This window comes from Paraburkholderia sp. J11-2, from assembly GCF_905220185.1.
Lineage (GTDB): Bacteria > Pseudomonadota > Gammaproteobacteria > Burkholderiales > Burkholderiaceae > Paraburkholderia.
Genome location: NZ_CAJMYY010000012.1, coordinates 89,704 through 105,334, shown reverse-complemented (window position 1 = coordinate 105,334; position 15,631 = coordinate 89,704). Strand labels below are relative to the sequence as shown.

The window sequence follows — 15,631 nt, the reverse complement described above, 5'->3', positions numbered from 1 at the left end:
TTATTCGACGGCTTCCGCCTCGTGCAGGCGCGGCAGCAGACGATCGAACTCGCGGCGTACGAGACCATAGCACTCGCAGGCGCGCGCTTCGAGGCGCTCACGGTCCAGCACGCGGATCTTGCCGCGGCTGTGATGGATCAGGCCTTCGTCGTGCAGCTTGCCGGCCGCTTCGGTGATGCCTTCGCGGCGCACGCCGAGCATGTCGGCGATCAGTTGTTGCGTGACGCTCAGATCGTACGAGTCGACGCGATCCACTTCGATCAGCAGCCACCGGCACAGCTGCTTGCTGAGCGAGTGATGACGGTTGCACGCGGCCGTCTGCGCCACTTGCGTGAGGAGTGCATGCATGTAAAGCAGCGTGACGCGGCGCAGGAGGTCTGAGCGCGCGAACTGCTGCTTGAGCGCCTGTGCGCTAATACGGTAAGCGAAGCCAGAGCTTTGCACCTGCACGCGGTTCGGCATGGTTTCGCCTCCCGTCAGCACCGGCACACCGGTCATGCCTTCGCGGCCCACGGCTGCAATTTCGACGGAGCTGCCATCCTCCATTGTCGAGAGCATCGAGATGACTGCCGTCGTCGGAAAGTACACGTGATGAATACGCTGGCCACAATCGCAGAGCAGTTGTTCAGTGCGCAGCTGAACAAGTTCGAGGTGGGGCGCGAGCGCCTGCCACTCGTGCGACGGAAGTGCGCCCAGCAGATGATTGCCGTGCAGATCAGATTGAAGAGTCAACATGATTGGTCCTCGCGTGAAGCGGCGTGCCGCCCCCTGTTTTTTCTGACTCCGGTCTCCGAACTTGTTGTTATCGCCGTTACCCGTACGGCTATACGTTCGTTGCGCCGGCCCCATGAGCCCCATAGCGCTTTCCGATCTCGATTGTCGGCATCTACGCCTCGGTGGCGAACTCTACTTAGCAGGGGTTGTGCCAGCAGCGGCAAAAGTGAGAACGCTTGCGGGTTCGCGCGGTGCGAGCAATTTCCAAGACGACCAATTGCCGCATTATTGTTTCAGTTCTGTACAGCATCCGTGCGGCGCCACTTGCCAATCAACAGAAGTTTGTTGTCGCTAACTCATTGATTTATTTTGATATTGTCGTTCTGTATGCGGCTGGACGGAAATGAGTCCTCCTTGAAACATCGTTGAGCCAAGGCCTGGAGGGCGTTGTGCACCGGCCTCTGAAGCGAAGCGGTTTTGATTCAACTCTGTTGGTGCTGCACTGACACTCTCGCAAAAACGTTCGGATGTGAAACATCACGTCGCGCAGCCATCTTTGTGCTTCGTGCGCTGCCGCACATAACGACGGCTGCGCCTGCGTCTCGCCGAAAAATTTCGTGAAGGCCCCGGCGATCAATGTGGCTGCGCGTACAGATTCGCGCGGCGTGTCTTGTTCAAATGTCACCCGTACGCGAATACATACGAGACCAGGCGCATTGCTACGGGGGAGTGATCCAGATGAACAATGACGTGACATCTGCGGGCCTGATGGCCGCCGCCAACGAAGGCGAAGCCGAGCTAGTCGTTCAGCCCGTGGTGCTGGCGGGCGGTTCCGGCACGCGGCTATGGCCGCTTTCGCGCGAATACTGTCCCAAGCAGCTGATCGATCTGCTCGATGGCGAGTCGCTGCTAGAGGCGACCGTGCGGCGCCTCGACGGCGTGTTTCTGCGCAGCGCCGTCTCACTGCCTGAATCGCACACTGCGGTTCGCAAGGCTGCGCCGTTCGTCGTGAGCAGCGAGGACCTGCGCCATCTGACCGCTGATCGTCTCGGACGCAGTGGCATGGCAGCACGCTTCGTGCTGGAGCCGCTCGCACGCAACACGGCGCCCGCACTGACGGCGGTGGCCCTTGCCGCGAGCCGCGACGGCGATCCCGTGCTCGTTGCAATGCCCGCAGACCATCTGATCGCCGATGGCGCCGCGTTCGCTGCCGCGCTCGAAGAAGCCGTGACGCATGCGGCGCGTGGCGCCATCGTCACGCTCGGCGTGCCGCCGCAACGTGCCGAAACGGGCTATGGCTACATCGGCGCGGGATTGCCGCTTGGCAGCAGCGGGGCGCGCAGCATCGAGCATTTTGTCGAGAAGCCCGATGCGCAGCGCGCGGCGAGCTATGTGGCCTCGGGCAACTATCTATGGAACAGTGGGATTTTCGTTGTGCGCGCATCGGTCTGGCTCGCGGCGATCGCGCATAGCCGGCCGCTCATTGCGGCGCAGTGCTCGGCGGCATTTGAAAGCGCCGCCGTCGACGCCGACGGCACCGTCCACTTGAACCGCGACGCGCTCGCCGCCTGTCCATCCGATTCGATCGATTACGCGGTGATGGAGTCGGTCGGCGTGAATGCGCGGCTCGCGGGCGTGGTCGTGCCGCTTCGCTCCGGCTGGTCGGACGTCGGGGCGTGGGATGCCCTGTGGCAGGTCTCGGAGAAGGATGAGAATGGTAACGTCGCGCGCGGGCGCGTGCTATTCGAGGATGCGACGGATACCTTCGTGCATTCGGACGGCCGGCTCGTTGCCTGCGTGGGCGTGAGAGGCATGGTGGTGGTCGAAACGGCGGACGCCGTGCTCGTTGTCGCGAAAGAGCGCGTTCAGGACGTCAAGTCGGTGGTCGCGAAGCTCAAGGCGCAGCATAGCGAGGTGGCGCGCCAGCACCGGCGCGTGGAGCGCCCGTGGGGCTGGTACGACTCGGTCGATCAGGGCGAGCGCTTCCAGGTCAAGCGCATTGTCGTGAAGCCGGGTGGTCGGCTCTCGCTGCAGATGCATCACCACCGCGCCGAGCACTGGACCGTGGTGCGCGGTACGGCCCGCGTCACACGCGGCGACGAGGTGCTCCTGCTCTCAGAGAACGAATCGACCTATATTCCGCTCGGCATGACCCACCGGCTCGAGAACCCCGGCAAGACGGCGCTCGAGATCATCGAGGTGCAGTCGGGCTGCTATCTCGGAGAGGACGACATCGTGCGCTTCGATGACCAGTACGGTCGTGTTCAGGCATAGCTGACTGAACGTCGTGCGAGGACGCATGGGGCGTCCTCGCCCTGCGCGAGATCAGTTCAGCGTTGCGCTCAACTTGCGCCGCCACTCGCTTACGAGCTGCGGCTGATGCGCCGCGAGATCGAACACGGAAAGCATGGTCTTGCGGCCCGCGTCGTCGCGGAACGCGCGGTCGCGCTTCACGATCTCCAGCAGATGCTCGAGCGCGCCCGCATACTTGCGCCGGGCAATCAGCGCATTCGCCAGATCGAAGCGCGCTTCGAGGTCGGCGGGGTCGGCGGCGACCTGGGCTTCGAGCGCGTCGGTGGGCGGCAGGTCGGCGGCGGCGTCGAGCGCGTCGAGGCGCGTCTTGAGCGCGTTGAAGCGCGCGTCGATACCCTGCGTGGTCTTGGGCGAAAGCAGCTCGACTTCCTTTTGCGCTTCGTCGGCGCGGTTGTCGGCGAGCAGCATCTCGATCAGGTCCATGCGCACTTCGTCGTTGCCCGGATCGAACGCGAGCGCGGCCTGCAGCGCTTCATAGGCTTCGTCGCGGCGGCCTTCGGCCAGTGCTTCCTGCGCGGCGCGGCGCGCGGCGTCGGCGCCGTCGGGGATCAGGCCGTCGAGGAACTGGCGCAGCTGGCCTTCGGGCAGCACGCCAACGAACTGATCCACCGCCTGGCGGTCGGCGAATGCCACGACGTGCGGAATGCTGCGCACGCCGAAATGCGCGGCAAGCTCCTGGTTTTCGTCGACGTTCACCTTCACGAGCTTCCATTTGCCCGCGTAGTCGGCCTCGAGCTTTTCGAGCATCGGGCCGAGGCTCTTGCAAGGGCCGCACCAGGGCGCCCAGAAGTCGACCAGCACCGGCGCGAGCGCCGACGCTTCGATCACGTCTTTTTCGAAAGTGGCGAGAGTGGTGTCCATTGCATCCTCGTTGAGAAATCCGTTATGCCGCTAGTTGGGGACGAAACGTGCAGGTTTCAATCGTCCTCTGTACGCGGCGAGCCGTATTGAGCCTTAGCGGAGCCTCAGCGCGGCTTCTTTTCCGGCAGCGGAATCCATTCCGTTTCGCCGGGAACATGCCCCATTTCCTGGCGCGTCCATGCTTCTTTCGCGGCTTCGATCTTCTCGCGCGAGCTTGCGACGAAGTTCCATTCGATAAAGCGCTCGCCTTCGAGCTTTTCCCCGCCGAGCAGCATCACGCGGGCGCCATTCGTGCTCGAGAGCGTGACGGTTTCGCCCGGCACCAGCACGGCCATGCTGTGCTGTTCGAGCGGCGTGCCGTCGATCGCGAGATCGCCTTCCACGAGATAGACGCCGCGCTCTTCGTGCTCCGCGTCGAGCGCGATTGCGCTGGCCGGCGCGAAATCTGCGGCGACGTAGAGCGTGCCGGAGAAAGTCTCGACCGGCGCGGTCGCGCCGAACGCCGTGCCGGCGATCACGCGCATCGTCACGCCGTTGCGCTCGATTTCGGGCAGCGTGGCGGCGGCGTGATGGAAGAACGACGGCTCGGTGTCTTCGTGATCGAGCGGCAGCGCCACCCAGGTCTGGATGCCGTGCATGGTGAGGCCGGTGGCGCGGTCCTCGTCGGGCGTGCGCTCGGAGTGGACGATGCCGCGCCCGGCCGTCATCCAGTTCACGTCGCCGGGCACGATCTTCTGGCTCGAACCGATGCTGTCGCGATGCATGAGCGCGCCGTCGAACAGGTAGGTGACCGTGGCGAGCCCGATATGCGGATGCGGGCGCACATCGACGCCCGAGCCCGGAGCGAGCGTGGCGGGGCCCATGTGGTCGAAGAAGATGAACGGGCCGACGAGGCGTGCGGCGAGCGCGGGCAGCACGCGCCGCACATAGAGATTGCCGATGTCGCGTTGATGAGGCTTGAGAACCGCTTTGATCGATGAGGACATGATGCTTCCTGGATGAGTCGTACGGTGCCCGTGTTGGGCCAGCTAGTGGGCGAAATCGGCGCGCGGGACAGGCCGCGCGCGAGGCTGGCGCTCATTCTAACGCCGGTGTTCCCGGCGTGCGGCTAACGCATGGGCGTGGCGCTGGCGGCACGGCGCGAGGGGGCGCGAGGGGGTAAGATCGCCGCTTCGAAGAAAAGGTATGACGCAAAACAGGAGAAAGGGGATGTCGCCGAAGGACTTGTTGCTCGCGCTGGTGGTGGTGCTCGCGTGGGGCGTGAATTTCGTCGTGATCAAGGTGGGGCTGCACGGCGTGCCGCCGCTCCTGCTCGGCGCGCTGCGCTTCATGCTGGCGGCTTTTCCCGCCGTGCTGTTCGTGAAGCGCCCGCAAATGCCGCTGCGCTGGCTGCTGGCCTACGGCGCGACCATCTCGCTCGGTCAGTTCGCGTTTCTTTTCACCGCCATGTACGTGGGCATGCCCGCGGGCCTCGCTTCGGTCGTGCTGCAGGCGCAGGCGTTCTTCACGCTCGGCTTTGCGGCGGTGTTTCTGCATGAGCGCTTTCACGCGCAGAACGTGGTCGGCTTGTTGATCGCCGCGGGTGGCCTGGCGCTGATCGGCGTGCAGTCGATGGCGGGCGGGGCGCAAGGCATGACGATCGCCGGTTTCGTGCTCACGCTGTGCGCGGCCTGCATGTGGGCGCTCGGCAATATCGTCACGAAGAAGGTGGGCAAGGTGGATCTCGTCGGCCTCGTGGTGTGGGCGAGCCTCGTGCCGCCGCTGCCGTTTCTCGCGCTCTCGTACTGGATGGAAGGTCCGCAGCGCATCGTGGCCGCGCTCTCGGGCATCGGCATGACTTCGGTGGGCGCGATCGTCTATCTCGCGTTTGTCGCGACGCTCATCGGCTATAGCCTCTGGAGCCGCTTGCTCTCGAAGTATCCCGCAAGCCAGGTGGCGCCGTTTTCGCTGCTCGTGCCGATCGTCGGGCTCGCCTCGGCGTCGCTGCTGCTCGGCGAGCAGTTGAGCGCGGCTGAGATCGGCGGCGCCGTACTCGTGATGGGGGGGCTCGCTGTGAACGTGTTCGGAGGCTGGGTCAAGCAGCGCATCGGGGCCGCGCGCTCGTAGTCTTCCCGCTGCAAATGAAAGCGCCGCGCGAGCCCGAAGGCGTGCGCGGCGCTTGCCTGGATGCACAGGAGGCCCGGCTTGCGGGCCTGAGCCTCAGGTCATACGGCTTTTCGCAAGGGGCGGATTGGCCGCGAAATAGCGCTTGATGCCCTTGAGAATCGCGTTCGCCATCTTGTCGCGATAGGCGTCGTCGTTGAGCCTCGACTCTTCTTCGGGATTGCTGATGAAGGCCGTCTCCACGAGGATCGACGGAATGTCGGGCGCCTTGAGCACCGCGAAGCCCGCCTGCTCGACCGAGCCCTTGTGCAGCTTGTTGATCTCGCCGACCTCGTCGAGCACGAAGCCGCCGTAACGCAGCGAGTCGCGGATCTGCGCCGTGGTCGACATGTCGAAGAGCGCGCGGTTCACGGCGGCGTCGGCTGTTTGCACGCTGATGCCGCCGATCTGGTCCGACGAGTTCTCCTTGTTCGCCATCCAGCGCGCCGCGGCGCTCGTCGCGCCGTGCTCCGAGAGCGCGAACACCGATGAGCCGCGCGCCGCGGGCGTCGTGAACGCGTCGGCATGAATCGAGACGAAAAGGTCCGCGCCCACGCGGCGCGCCTTCTGCACGCGCACGTTCAGCGGCACGAAGAAGTCGGCGTCGCGCGTCATCATCGCGCGCATGTTGGGCTGGGCGTCGATCTTCGCGCGCAGCTTCTTCGCGATGTCGAGCGCCACGTGCTTTTCGTAGGTGCCCGCGCTGCCAATCGCGCCGGGGTCTTCGCCGCCGTGGCCCGGATCGATCGCGACGGTCAACAGGCGCGTGGTGCCGCCCTTGGTCGACTTCGGCGCGGTGAAGCCGTAGTTGTCGTCGGCGCTGGCGCTGTCGTCGTTGTTGTTGCGCTGGGCGACGACGGGCGGCTTCGGCACGGCAGGCTTACCCGCACGCGGTACAACGGTGGCAGGCGGGACCGGCGGCGCGGGACGCGGCGCGCCCGGCGAGGCGCCCGAGTCGCTCTGCGCGTAGCGCTCGAAAAACGCGTCGCTGTTGTCGTGCGCGGGCGGTGCGCTGATTCCCGCATTGGGACCCGCGAGCGTGGAGGGCGGCGCGTTGTCCTTCATCGCCTGGTGCGCGTCGAGCTGTTGCTGCTTGCGCTCGGTCTGGGCCAGCAGGTCCATCAGCGGGTCGGGCGCGACCGCCGGATAGAGGTCGAACACGAGCCGGTACTTGTACGAGCCCACCGGCTGCAGCGCGAACACCTGCGGCTTGACCGACCCCTTGAGGTCGAACACCATGCGCACGACGTGCGGCTGGTACTGGCCCACGCGCACGGCCTGGATCTGCGGATCGTTCGGCGTGATCTTGGAGACGAGGTTCTTGAGCGCGTCGTCGAGATCGAGCCCGGTGAGGTCGACGACGAGACGATCGGGGCCTTGCAGCAATTGCTGTGTGTTCTGCAGCGGCTGGTCGGATTCGATCGTGACGCGCGTGTAGTCGCGCGCGGGCCACACACGCACGCCAACGACCGAAGTCGCCCACGCAAGACGCGGCACGGCTAGGCCGAGCACGAGCGTGGAGGCGCCCGCCTTCAGAATCTGCCGGCGACGCCAGTTGTGCGTGGCGGTGGCGGCCGATTCGATCGAGCGGAACGGTTTGATTAACATCTTTCTAGACATGCCTTTCCTGATGCGCTGTATGCGTACGCGGTGAGCACGCGGCCTTCGCCGCTTGCATCGGGCTCGAGCGAAAACACGAGATCGGGTACGCCAAGCAGGCCGCCCGCGCGTTGCGGCCATTCGACGAGACACACCGCACCTTGCGCGAAATATTCGCGAAAGCCCGAGTCGGCCCATTCGGCCGGATCGCTGAAACGGTACAGATCGAAGTGATAGAGCTGGAGTTCCCCATTCGGCGTGGCGACCGCGTACGGTTCGACGAGCGTGTAGGTGGGGCTGCGCACACGGCCCGTGTGGCCGAGCGCGCGCAACGTGGCGCGCACGAGCGAGGTCTTGCCCGCGCCGAGGTCGCCGTGCAGCTGCACGTGCAGGCCATGAAAGGGCGGTGCGTTGGGATCTTGCGCGCCGTTTTGTGCGGCGCTTTGTGCAGTATTTGCGCGCAACGAATCGAGCGCATGCGCAAAGCGTGCGCCGAAGGCGTCGGTGGCGTCGGCATCGGCGAGATCGAAACGGCGCTCGAGGAGAACGTCGGCGGAGGGATCAAGCGAAAACGGCGCGTGGTCGTGACCGGGCGTGTCGGGCATTCTCGTAAAATGACGTAATGAACCCCACGCATTCCCCTTCCAACTCCGCGCAGGATGCGCGCGCGTCTTCGGAGGCGCTCGACCCAACGTCCGCTCAGGCGTGTGCTCAGGCACAGGCGGCGCGAGATTTGTCTGCGCCGGCCGGCGAGCCGGCCACGCTGCTCGATGAGGCGGCGCTCGCCGCGCTCGCGGCGCGCATCCGGACGTGGGGGCGCGAGCTGGGGTTCGGTGCGATCGGTATCAGTGACACCGACCTTTCCCATGCCGAGGCGGGCCTCGCCGCGTGGCTCGAAGCAGGCTGCCACGGCGAGATGGATTATATGGCCAAACATGGGATGAAACGCGCGCGGCCAGCCGACCTTGTGGCCGGCACGCGACGCGTGATCACCGCACGCATGGCCTATTTGCCCCTCGATACGCTCGCGCCGAATGCGGCGGGAAAGACGCGCGAAAGTGCTTCGCAAGGCAGCTCGCATCGCAGCGAGGACGCTGGCGCCCAAGTTGGCACGAACGTTGCCCACGAGAGCATTCACGCCGACTGGCGACTGCGCGAGCACGCGCGGCTCGCCGACCCGCATGCCGCCGTCGTGTCGATCTACGCACGCGGGCGCGACTATCACAAGGTGTTGCGCGCGCGGCTGCAGCAGCTTGCCGAACGCATCGAGGCCGAGATCGGCCCGTTCGGTTTTCGCGTGTTTACCGACTCCGCGCCCGTGCTCGAAGTCGAACTCGCGCAGAAGGCCGGTGTGGGCTGGCGCGGCAAGCACACGCTGCTCCTGCAGCGCGACGCGGGCTCGCTCTTCTTTCTCGGCGAGATCTACGTGGACGTGCCGCTGCCCACCGACGCCGACGACCCGGCCAGCGCCGCACCCGAAACGCCGGGCGCGCATTGCGGCAGTTGCACGCGCTGCATCGACGCGTGCCCCACGGGTGCGATCACCGGGCCGTATCGCGTGGATGCGCGCCGTTGCATCTCCTATCTGACGATCGAATTGAAGGGCAGTATTCCCCTGGAACTGCGCGAGCTGATCGGCAATCGTGTGTATGGCTGCGACGACTGCCAGCTCGTGTGCCCGTGGAACAAGTTCGCGCAGGCGGCGCCCGTCGCCGATTTCGACGTGCGTCATGGGCTCGATCGCGCGAGTCTCGTCGACCTGTTCGCATGGAGCGCGGCGCAGTTCGACGAGCGCATGCAGGGCAGTGCGATACGGCGCATCGGTTATGAAAGCTGGTCGCGCAATCTCGCGGTGGCGATGGGCAATGCGCTGCGCGCGCCGCAGCATGAAGGCGCGGATAGCGAGCGCGACGCCGCGCGCGCCGCGATCGTGAAGGCGCTGCGCGAGCGCGAGCATGACGAGTCGGCAATCGTGCGCGAGCATGTGCTTTGGGCGCTGGAGGCAGCGTGATGGGAGCGGAAAAGGCAGAGGCTGACATGGACATGACACTGAACGACGGCGCACTGGAAATCGCGCGCCCATCGCGGCACCATGGCGTGCAACGTTCGCGCACGGCTTTGCATGGGATCGGCGCAAGCGCTGAAGCGCTAACTCCGAATCGACAGGAGACGACGATGTTCAACGCAGTGATCGACGCGCCATTCGGCAAGGTCGGCATCCGAACCGTCGGGCCGGCGCTGCGCGAGATCGTCTATCTGCCGGGTCACACGGCGAGCGTCGAGCCCGATTGCGAACTCGCCGCGCGCGCGGCCGAACAGATCGCGCAGTATTTCGAAAACGCCGACGCCGGCTTCGACCTGCCGCTCGCCCCGCTTGGCACCGAATTCCAGCGGCGTGTGTGGGATGGCATCTGCGCAATCGAGGCGGGTGAAGTCCTCACCTACGGCGAACTCGCGAAGCGTATTGGCGGCCTCAGCCCGCGCGCCGTGGGCCAGGCGTGCGGCGACAATCCGTTTCCGCTCGTGATTCCGTGTCATCGCGTGGTGTCGGCGAGCGGCCTCGGCGGTTTCGCGCATCACGGCGGCGAAGGGTTCTTTCGCGACGTGAAGCGCTGGCTGCTCGCTCACGAATGCACGTCGAACCGATTTCAACTGCGCTGACACGATGACGATGACGACGAATCCGCCGCCGCTTGCCGTAAGCGATGCCGCCGACGAAGCGGAACACGCGCTCGACCCCGCCGCGGCCGAAGCGCTTGCCACGAGCCTCACCGCCATCGACACGTTTTGCGACGCCATGTGGCTCGAACACGGCCTCTCGCGCAACACGCTCGACGCCTACCGGCGCGATTTGCGCCTCTTTGCGCAGTGGCTCGCGCGCGAGCGCTCCAACGCGCTCGACACGACCCACGAAGACGATTTGCTCGCCTATAGCGCGCGCCGCAAGGACGACAAATCGACTTCGGCGAACCGGCGCCTTTCGGTGTTTCGCCGCTACTACGGCTGGGCGCTGCGCGAGCAGCGCGTGCACTCGGACCCGACCGTGCGCATCCGCTCGGCGAAGCAGGCGCCGCGTTTTCCGTCCACGCTGAGCGAGGCGCAGGTCGAGGCGCTGCTCGGCGCCCCCGACGTCGAGACGCCGCTTGGCCTGCGCGATCGCACGATGCTCGAGCTGATGTACGCGAGCGGCCTGCGCGTGACCGAACTCGTCACGCTCAAGACCGTCGAGGTGGGCATGAACGAAGGCGTGGTGCGCGTGCTCGGCAAGGGCTCCAAGGAGCGGCTCATTCCGTTCGGCGAAGAGGCGCACGCGTGGATCGAGCGCTACCTGCGCGAGGCGCGGCCGGCGTTGCTCGGCGCGCGCACGACCGACGCGCTCTTCGTGACCGCGCGCGCCGAAGGCATGACGCGCCAGCAGTTCTGGCACATCATCAAGCGCCACGCGGCAGCGGCGGGCGTGCATGCGCCGCTCTCGCCGCACACGATGCGCCACGCGTTCGCCACGCACCTGCTCAATCACGGCGCGGACTTGCGGGTCGTGCAGCTTCTGCTCGGCCACAGCGACATTTCCACGACGCAGATCTATACGCACGTCGCGCGCGAACGGTTGCGCCTGTTGCACGCGAAGCATCATCCGCGCGGGTGATCCTCGCAAACCTGGCGGTGCGGCCCTTGCGAGTCCACCGATTACAATGCGCCGATGAGCAAAACGAAACATGTATCCGAAACGCCCGCCACGCAGATGCTGCGCCGCGCGGGCGTCGCGTTCGGCGAGCATCCCTACGAGTATGTCGAGCACGGCGGCACGGAAGAGTCCGCGCGCCAGCTCGGCGTGGACGAGCATCGCGTCGTCAAGACGCTCGTGATGGAGGACGAGCACGCGAAGCCGCTCATCGTCCTCATGCACGGCGACCGCAAGGTGTCGACCAAGAATCTCGCGCGGCAGATTGGCGCGAAGCGTATCGAGCCGTGCAAGCCCGAAGTCGCGAACCGTCATTCGGGCTATCTGGTGGGCGGCACCTCGCCCTTCGGCACGAAGAAAGCCATGCCCGTGTATGTCGAATCGACCATACTCGAACTCGACGAGATCTGGCTCAACGGCGGCCGGCGCGGTTATCTCGTGAGCCTCGCTCCCACGGTGCTCACGACGCTCCTGAACGCGAAGCCGGTGCAGTGTGCAAGCGTCGACTAACGCGCGGCGTTCGCTCACCGTCCTCCCGCCTGTTCCCGTTGCTTCCCTGATTTACCCTGGTTTGTGCGCGGTTGTGCCGTCGGCGCGGGCAGGGCGTGCCCGCGCTTCGGTAGAATGAGCGCCGTCGCGCGTTGCCGGGCGGTGACGATCATCACTTCGGCCCGGCGCGCATCGTTCCACTTCCTCCGGGTTTCGTGCATGTACAACCTGTTCGTCGCCGTTCTTGCCTATCTGATCGGCTCGGTTTCGTTTGCCGTGATCGTGAGCGCCTTCATGGGCCTCGACGATCCCCGCTCCTACGGCTCCGGCAATCCCGGCGCGACCAACGTGCTGCGCAGCGGCAACAAGAAGGCCGCGATCCTCACGCTGATCGGCGACGCGTTCAAGGGCTGGCTGGCCGTCTGGCTCGTCGTGCGCTTCGGCCCGGGCTACGGTCTCGGCGACACAGCCGTCGCGCTCGCCGCGATCGCCGTGTTCCTCGGCCACCTGTACCCGGTGTTCTTCCGCTTCAAGGGCGGCAAGGGCGTCGCCACCGCGGCCGGCGTGTTGCTCGCCGTGAATCCGATCCTCGGCTTAGCCACGCTCGCCACCTGGCTCATCGTCGCGTTCTTCACGCGCTATTCGTCGCTCGCGGCGTTGGCTGCCGCCGTGTTCGCGCCGCTTTACTACGTGTTCATGTTCGGCCCGCGCATTGTCGCGCTCGCCATCCTCGGCATGAGCGTGCTGCTGTTCTGGCGGCATCGCGCGAACATCTCCAAGCTCATCGCGGGCACGGAGAGCCGGATCGGCGAGAAGAAGGCTGCCGGCGCCGGCAAGTAGTCGGCTACTATCTATTTGTCTGATAATTTCGCTTATCCTCCGCCAACTTCTGACAAATAGGCGATTCAAGGCGCATCTTCCACCGTTGCGCCCTCAAGAATGCCGTGTGGTTTGCCGTAATCCCCGATAGGTCCAGATCAGGTATGACGGCTTTCCTCTTTCTTCCCCATACGGCATTCCCTCCCGATGTTTTCCACTATCCGCGCGCGCATCGTCGCGCTATGCGTTGTTATCGTCGTGACCGCGCTTGCCGCGAATACGGCGCTCAACTATTTCGTCGCTAACTCGCACAACCGGGATTCGATCGACAGCACGCTCACGGCGCTCGAGGAGAGCCACGCGCAAGGCGTTGCCGACTGGGTCGCGACGCACGTGCGGATGATCGACTCGCTGCAGGACGCCGTGCTCGCGCCGGACCCCGTGCCGGCGCTCAAGCAGATCGCGGCGGCGGGCGGCTTCACCAATGTCTACGTCGGTTATGCCGACCGCACGGCGAAATTTTCCGACGCGACCGGCATCCCGCCCGACTATGACCCGACCGGGCGCCCCTGGTACAAGCAGGCCGTCGCGGCGGGCAAGGCCGTGGTCACGCCGCCTTACGTGGATGTGGGCACGGGCAAGCTCGTGGTGGCGTTCGCCGAGCCCGTGATCCGCGACGGCGCGGTGAAGGGCGTGATTTCCGGCGACGTGGCAATGGACAGCGTGATCGACAACGTCCGCTCGATTCACCCCACGCCGGCGAGCTTCGGCATGCTGGTCGACGCGAGCGGCGCGATCGTTGCGCACCCCGACCCGAAGCTCACGCTCAAGCCCGTCTCGGAACTCGCGCCTGATCTGGCAGGCGATCGCCTGAACGCGTTGTTCACGGCCACCGCGCCGTTGAAGGTGGACGTGAACGGCGACATCAAGCTGATGCGTGCGCAAACGATTCCGGGCACCGACTGGCGCGTGATCGTCGCCTTCGACCACGCCGATGCGACGGCGGCCATGCGCTCGCTTCTCACGGCCTCGCTCATCGCGCTCGTCGTCGTTGCGCTGGCCGCTGCGGCGATCGTGGCGGCGGCGACAGCCGTGTCGTTCCAGCGCCTCTCGCGCGTGCGCGACGCGATGGACGCGATCAGCGCTGGCGAAGGCGATCTCACGAAGCGCCTGCCCGCCGTGGGCGACGACGAAGTGGCGCAGATCGCGCGTTCGTTCAACGCGTTCATGGACAAGCTGCGCGACGTGATGCGCCACATCCGCGACGCGAGCGAATCGGTGCGCACGGCGAGCGACGAGATCGCGGCGGGCAACGTCGACCTTTCGGGCCGCACCGAGTCGGCGGCGGCGAGCCTCGAAGAGACGGCGGCGTCGATGGAGGAAATCACGGCGACGGTCGCGCAGTCGGCGAACGCGGCGCAACAGGCCGACGTGACGGCGGCCACCGCTTCGCAGGCAGCTTCGCGCGGCGGCTCGGTGATCGGCGACGTGGTGCACACGATGGGCGACATCGAGAAGGCGTCCGTGAAGATCGCTGACATCATCGGCGTGATCGACGGCATTGCGTTTCAGACCAACATTCTCGCGCTGAATGCGGCGGTCGAAGCGGCGCGGGCGGGTGAGGAGGGCCGCGGTTTCGCCGTGGTGGCGGGCGAGGTGCGCAGCCTCGCGCAGCGCAGCGCGCAGGCGGCGCGCGAGATCAAGGGGCTGATCGAATCGACCGTAACCAGCGTGACTTCGGGCTCGCAGCTCGTGCGCCGCGCCGGCTCGACGATGGATGAGATCGTGGCGAATGTCTCGAACGTGACGACGATCATCTCCGAAGTCACCAACGCTACCGGCGAGCAGACGCGCGGCATCCAGGAAGTGAACCGCGCGGTGAGCCAGCTCGACGAGATGGTTCAGCAGAACGCGGCGCTCGTCGAACAGTCGACGGCTGCCGCGGCCGCGCTGCGCAGCCAGGCGGCCAGTCTCGCGGATGCGGTCGGCCAGTTCCGGCTCGACTGAGGCGCGCGAGCGCAATGGGGTGAGAGAACGGCGCTGCGGCGCCGTTTTCGCATGTTCAGCCCGCCAGTCGCCTGTCTTCGGCCGTTCAGAAACGGCCTATCCCTAACGGATGACTTTTCCCCAAACGCCACGTTGATAAGCTGGGTTCACGCAAACGCCAAAGTTTGTCGTGAGACAAAGGCCGTGCGCGTGCGCTTCAAATCGAGGTTTTGGAAACCCAACGTTAGGTTATTATCCGACCCATGCCCACTGTTCATCGCGTAGCGGGATATCGCGTGGCGATCTTTTCGCATGACCATCGGCCCGCCCATGTTCATGTCGCCAGTCCGCAAGGATCGTGTGTGTTCAAGCTGAATTGCCCTGAAGGTCCGCTCGAATTGCGCGAGCTTTACGAACTCGCGGAGCAGCAGGTTGCGCGCCTCACACGCGCGCTCGAGCCGGAAATCAACATGTTGTGCATGGCGTGGTGGAGGATCCATGGTTTCCATTAGCAAGAAGCAGATTGCCGCGGCGCGCGAGGCTGGCGCGCAGAGTCCGGTTGCCGTATCCGCGCGCTATAGCCGTGTGCGCGCCCGGCTCGAAATCGAGTTCGCCAACGATGTGGCCATTGGCGTGCCCGTTGCGCTGATCCAGGAGTTGCAAAGCCTCGAGCGTGCGCCAACGGCCGCGCAACTTGCCGAGGTCGAGATTTGGGGCGGCGGTCAGTCGCTTTACTTTCCGCGGCTCGATCTTTTGCTGTGGGCGCCCGGCCTGCTGCAAGGCGTGTTTGGCACGCAGGAATGGATGCGCGAACTCGCGCGCGCAATGGGTTCGTCCACGTCGCCGGCCAAGGCCGCCGCAGCGCGCGCGAACGGGCGCAAGGGTGGCCGCCCGCGCAAGCAGCCAGGCGATCAGGCGAACGATGAACCGGACGATGAAACGGCTGATCCGGTAGAGGCTCAGGCAAGCGCTACGGCGACGTGACGCGCCTTCATCGCTGCGGTGCCGTTTTCTTACCTTGACATG

15 protein-coding genes are annotated in these 15,631 nt (G+C 65.7%); 10 read left to right on the top strand and 5 right to left on the bottom strand.

Features of this window, described 5'->3' with window-relative positions:
* The gene (locus U5A57_RS18335; protein WP_321913091.1) at positions 1-735 is read right to left on the bottom strand and encodes a Crp/Fnr family transcriptional regulator; all 735 of its coding nucleotides are present in this window, start codon (positions 733-735) and stop codon (positions 1-3) included.
* 717 nt (positions 736-1,452) lie between these two features.
* Between U5A57_RS18335 and U5A57_RS18330 the strand changes: the two genes are divergently transcribed.
* On the top strand, positions 1,453-2,988 hold the full coding sequence (locus tag U5A57_RS18330) for a mannose-1-phosphate guanylyltransferase/mannose-6-phosphate isomerase (RefSeq protein WP_415765725.1): 1,536 nt from the start codon (positions 1,453-1,455) through the stop codon (positions 2,986-2,988).
* 51 nt (positions 2,989-3,039) lie between these two features.
* Here U5A57_RS18330 and trxA read toward each other — a convergent pair whose 3' ends face one another.
* Together trxA and U5A57_RS18320 are read right to left on the bottom strand one after the other, a co-directional pair.
* Positions 3,040-3,888: a thioredoxin gene (gene trxA / locus U5A57_RS18325; protein WP_321913090.1), complete on the bottom strand. Its 849-nt coding sequence runs from the start codon at positions 3,886-3,888 to the stop codon at positions 3,040-3,042.
* Positions 3,889-3,992: 104 nt separating this feature from the next.
* A complete protein-coding gene (locus U5A57_RS18320; RefSeq protein ID WP_321913089.1) occupies positions 3,993-4,874 on the bottom strand; it encodes a pirin family protein in 882 nt (293 codons plus the stop codon).
* Positions 4,875-5,097: 223 nt separating this feature from the next.
* Here U5A57_RS18320 and U5A57_RS18315 point away from each other — a divergent pair, with 223 nt between their 5' ends.
* The gene (locus U5A57_RS18315; protein ID WP_321913088.1) at positions 5,098-5,994 is read left to right on the top strand and encodes an EamA family transporter; all 897 of its coding nucleotides are present in this window, start codon (positions 5,098-5,100) and stop codon (positions 5,992-5,994) included.
* 93 nt (positions 5,995-6,087) lie between these two features.
* Here the strand turns inward: U5A57_RS18315 and U5A57_RS18310 are convergent, their stop codons facing one another.
* Both U5A57_RS18310 and tsaE read right to left on the bottom strand, forming a co-directional pair.
* Positions 6,088-7,650, bottom strand: a complete 1,563-nt coding sequence (locus U5A57_RS18310) for an N-acetylmuramoyl-L-alanine amidase (protein WP_321913087.1) — start codon at positions 7,648-7,650, stop codon at positions 6,088-6,090.
* Positions 7,632-8,234 (bottom strand): tRNA (adenosine(37)-N6)-threonylcarbamoyltransferase complex ATPase subunit type 1 TsaE, encoded by a 603-nt coding sequence (gene tsaE, locus U5A57_RS18305; protein WP_321913086.1) that lies wholly within the window; start codon positions 8,232-8,234, stop codon positions 7,632-7,634. The genes U5A57_RS18310 and tsaE overlap by 19 nt, the downstream gene beginning before the upstream one ends.
* A 128-nt stretch (positions 8,235-8,362) precedes the next feature.
* Between tsaE and queG the strand changes: the two genes are divergently transcribed.
* The 8 genes from queG (at position 8,363) to U5A57_RS18265 (ending at position 15,589) form a co-directional block, all read left to right on the top strand.
* Complete coding sequence (queG, locus tag U5A57_RS18300; RefSeq protein ID WP_321913085.1) at positions 8,363-9,640, top strand: tRNA epoxyqueuosine(34) reductase QueG; 1,278 nt, start codon at positions 8,363-8,365, stop codon at positions 9,638-9,640.
* Positions 9,641-9,804: 164 nt separating this feature from the next.
* On the top strand, positions 9,805-10,290 hold the full coding sequence (locus U5A57_RS18295; protein ID WP_321913084.1) for a methylated-DNA--[protein]-cysteine S-methyltransferase: 486 nt from the start codon (positions 9,805-9,807) through the stop codon (positions 10,288-10,290).
* 10 nt (positions 10,291-10,300) lie between these two features.
* Positions 10,301-11,275 (top strand): site-specific tyrosine recombinase XerD, encoded by a 975-nt coding sequence (gene xerD / locus U5A57_RS18290; RefSeq protein ID WP_321913083.1) that lies wholly within the window; start codon positions 10,301-10,303, stop codon positions 11,273-11,275.
* A gap of 54 nt (positions 11,276-11,329) precedes the next feature.
* A complete protein-coding gene (gene ybaK, locus U5A57_RS18285) occupies positions 11,330-11,821 on the top strand; it encodes a Cys-tRNA(Pro) deacylase (RefSeq protein WP_321913082.1) in 492 nt (163 codons plus the stop codon).
* Positions 11,822-12,019: 198 nt separating this feature from the next.
* A complete protein-coding gene (gene plsY, locus U5A57_RS18280) occupies positions 12,020-12,640 on the top strand; it encodes a glycerol-3-phosphate 1-O-acyltransferase PlsY (RefSeq protein ID WP_321913195.1) in 621 nt (206 codons plus the stop codon).
* A 186-nt stretch (positions 12,641-12,826) separates the two neighbouring features.
* Positions 12,827-14,626 (top strand): methyl-accepting chemotaxis protein, encoded by a 1,800-nt coding sequence (locus U5A57_RS18275; RefSeq protein WP_321913081.1) that lies wholly within the window; start codon positions 12,827-12,829, stop codon positions 14,624-14,626.
* A gap of 242 nt (positions 14,627-14,868) precedes the next feature.
* The gene (locus U5A57_RS18270; RefSeq protein ID WP_321913080.1) at positions 14,869-15,117 is read left to right on the top strand and encodes a DUF4160 domain-containing protein; all 249 of its coding nucleotides are present in this window, start codon (positions 14,869-14,871) and stop codon (positions 15,115-15,117) included.
* Entirely contained in the window at positions 15,104-15,589 is a 486-nt protein-coding gene (locus tag U5A57_RS18265; protein ID WP_321913079.1) for a DUF2442 domain-containing protein, read from the top strand. The genes U5A57_RS18270 and U5A57_RS18265 overlap by 14 nt, the downstream gene beginning before the upstream one ends.
* The last annotated feature ends 42 nt before the right edge of the window (positions 15,590-15,631 follow it).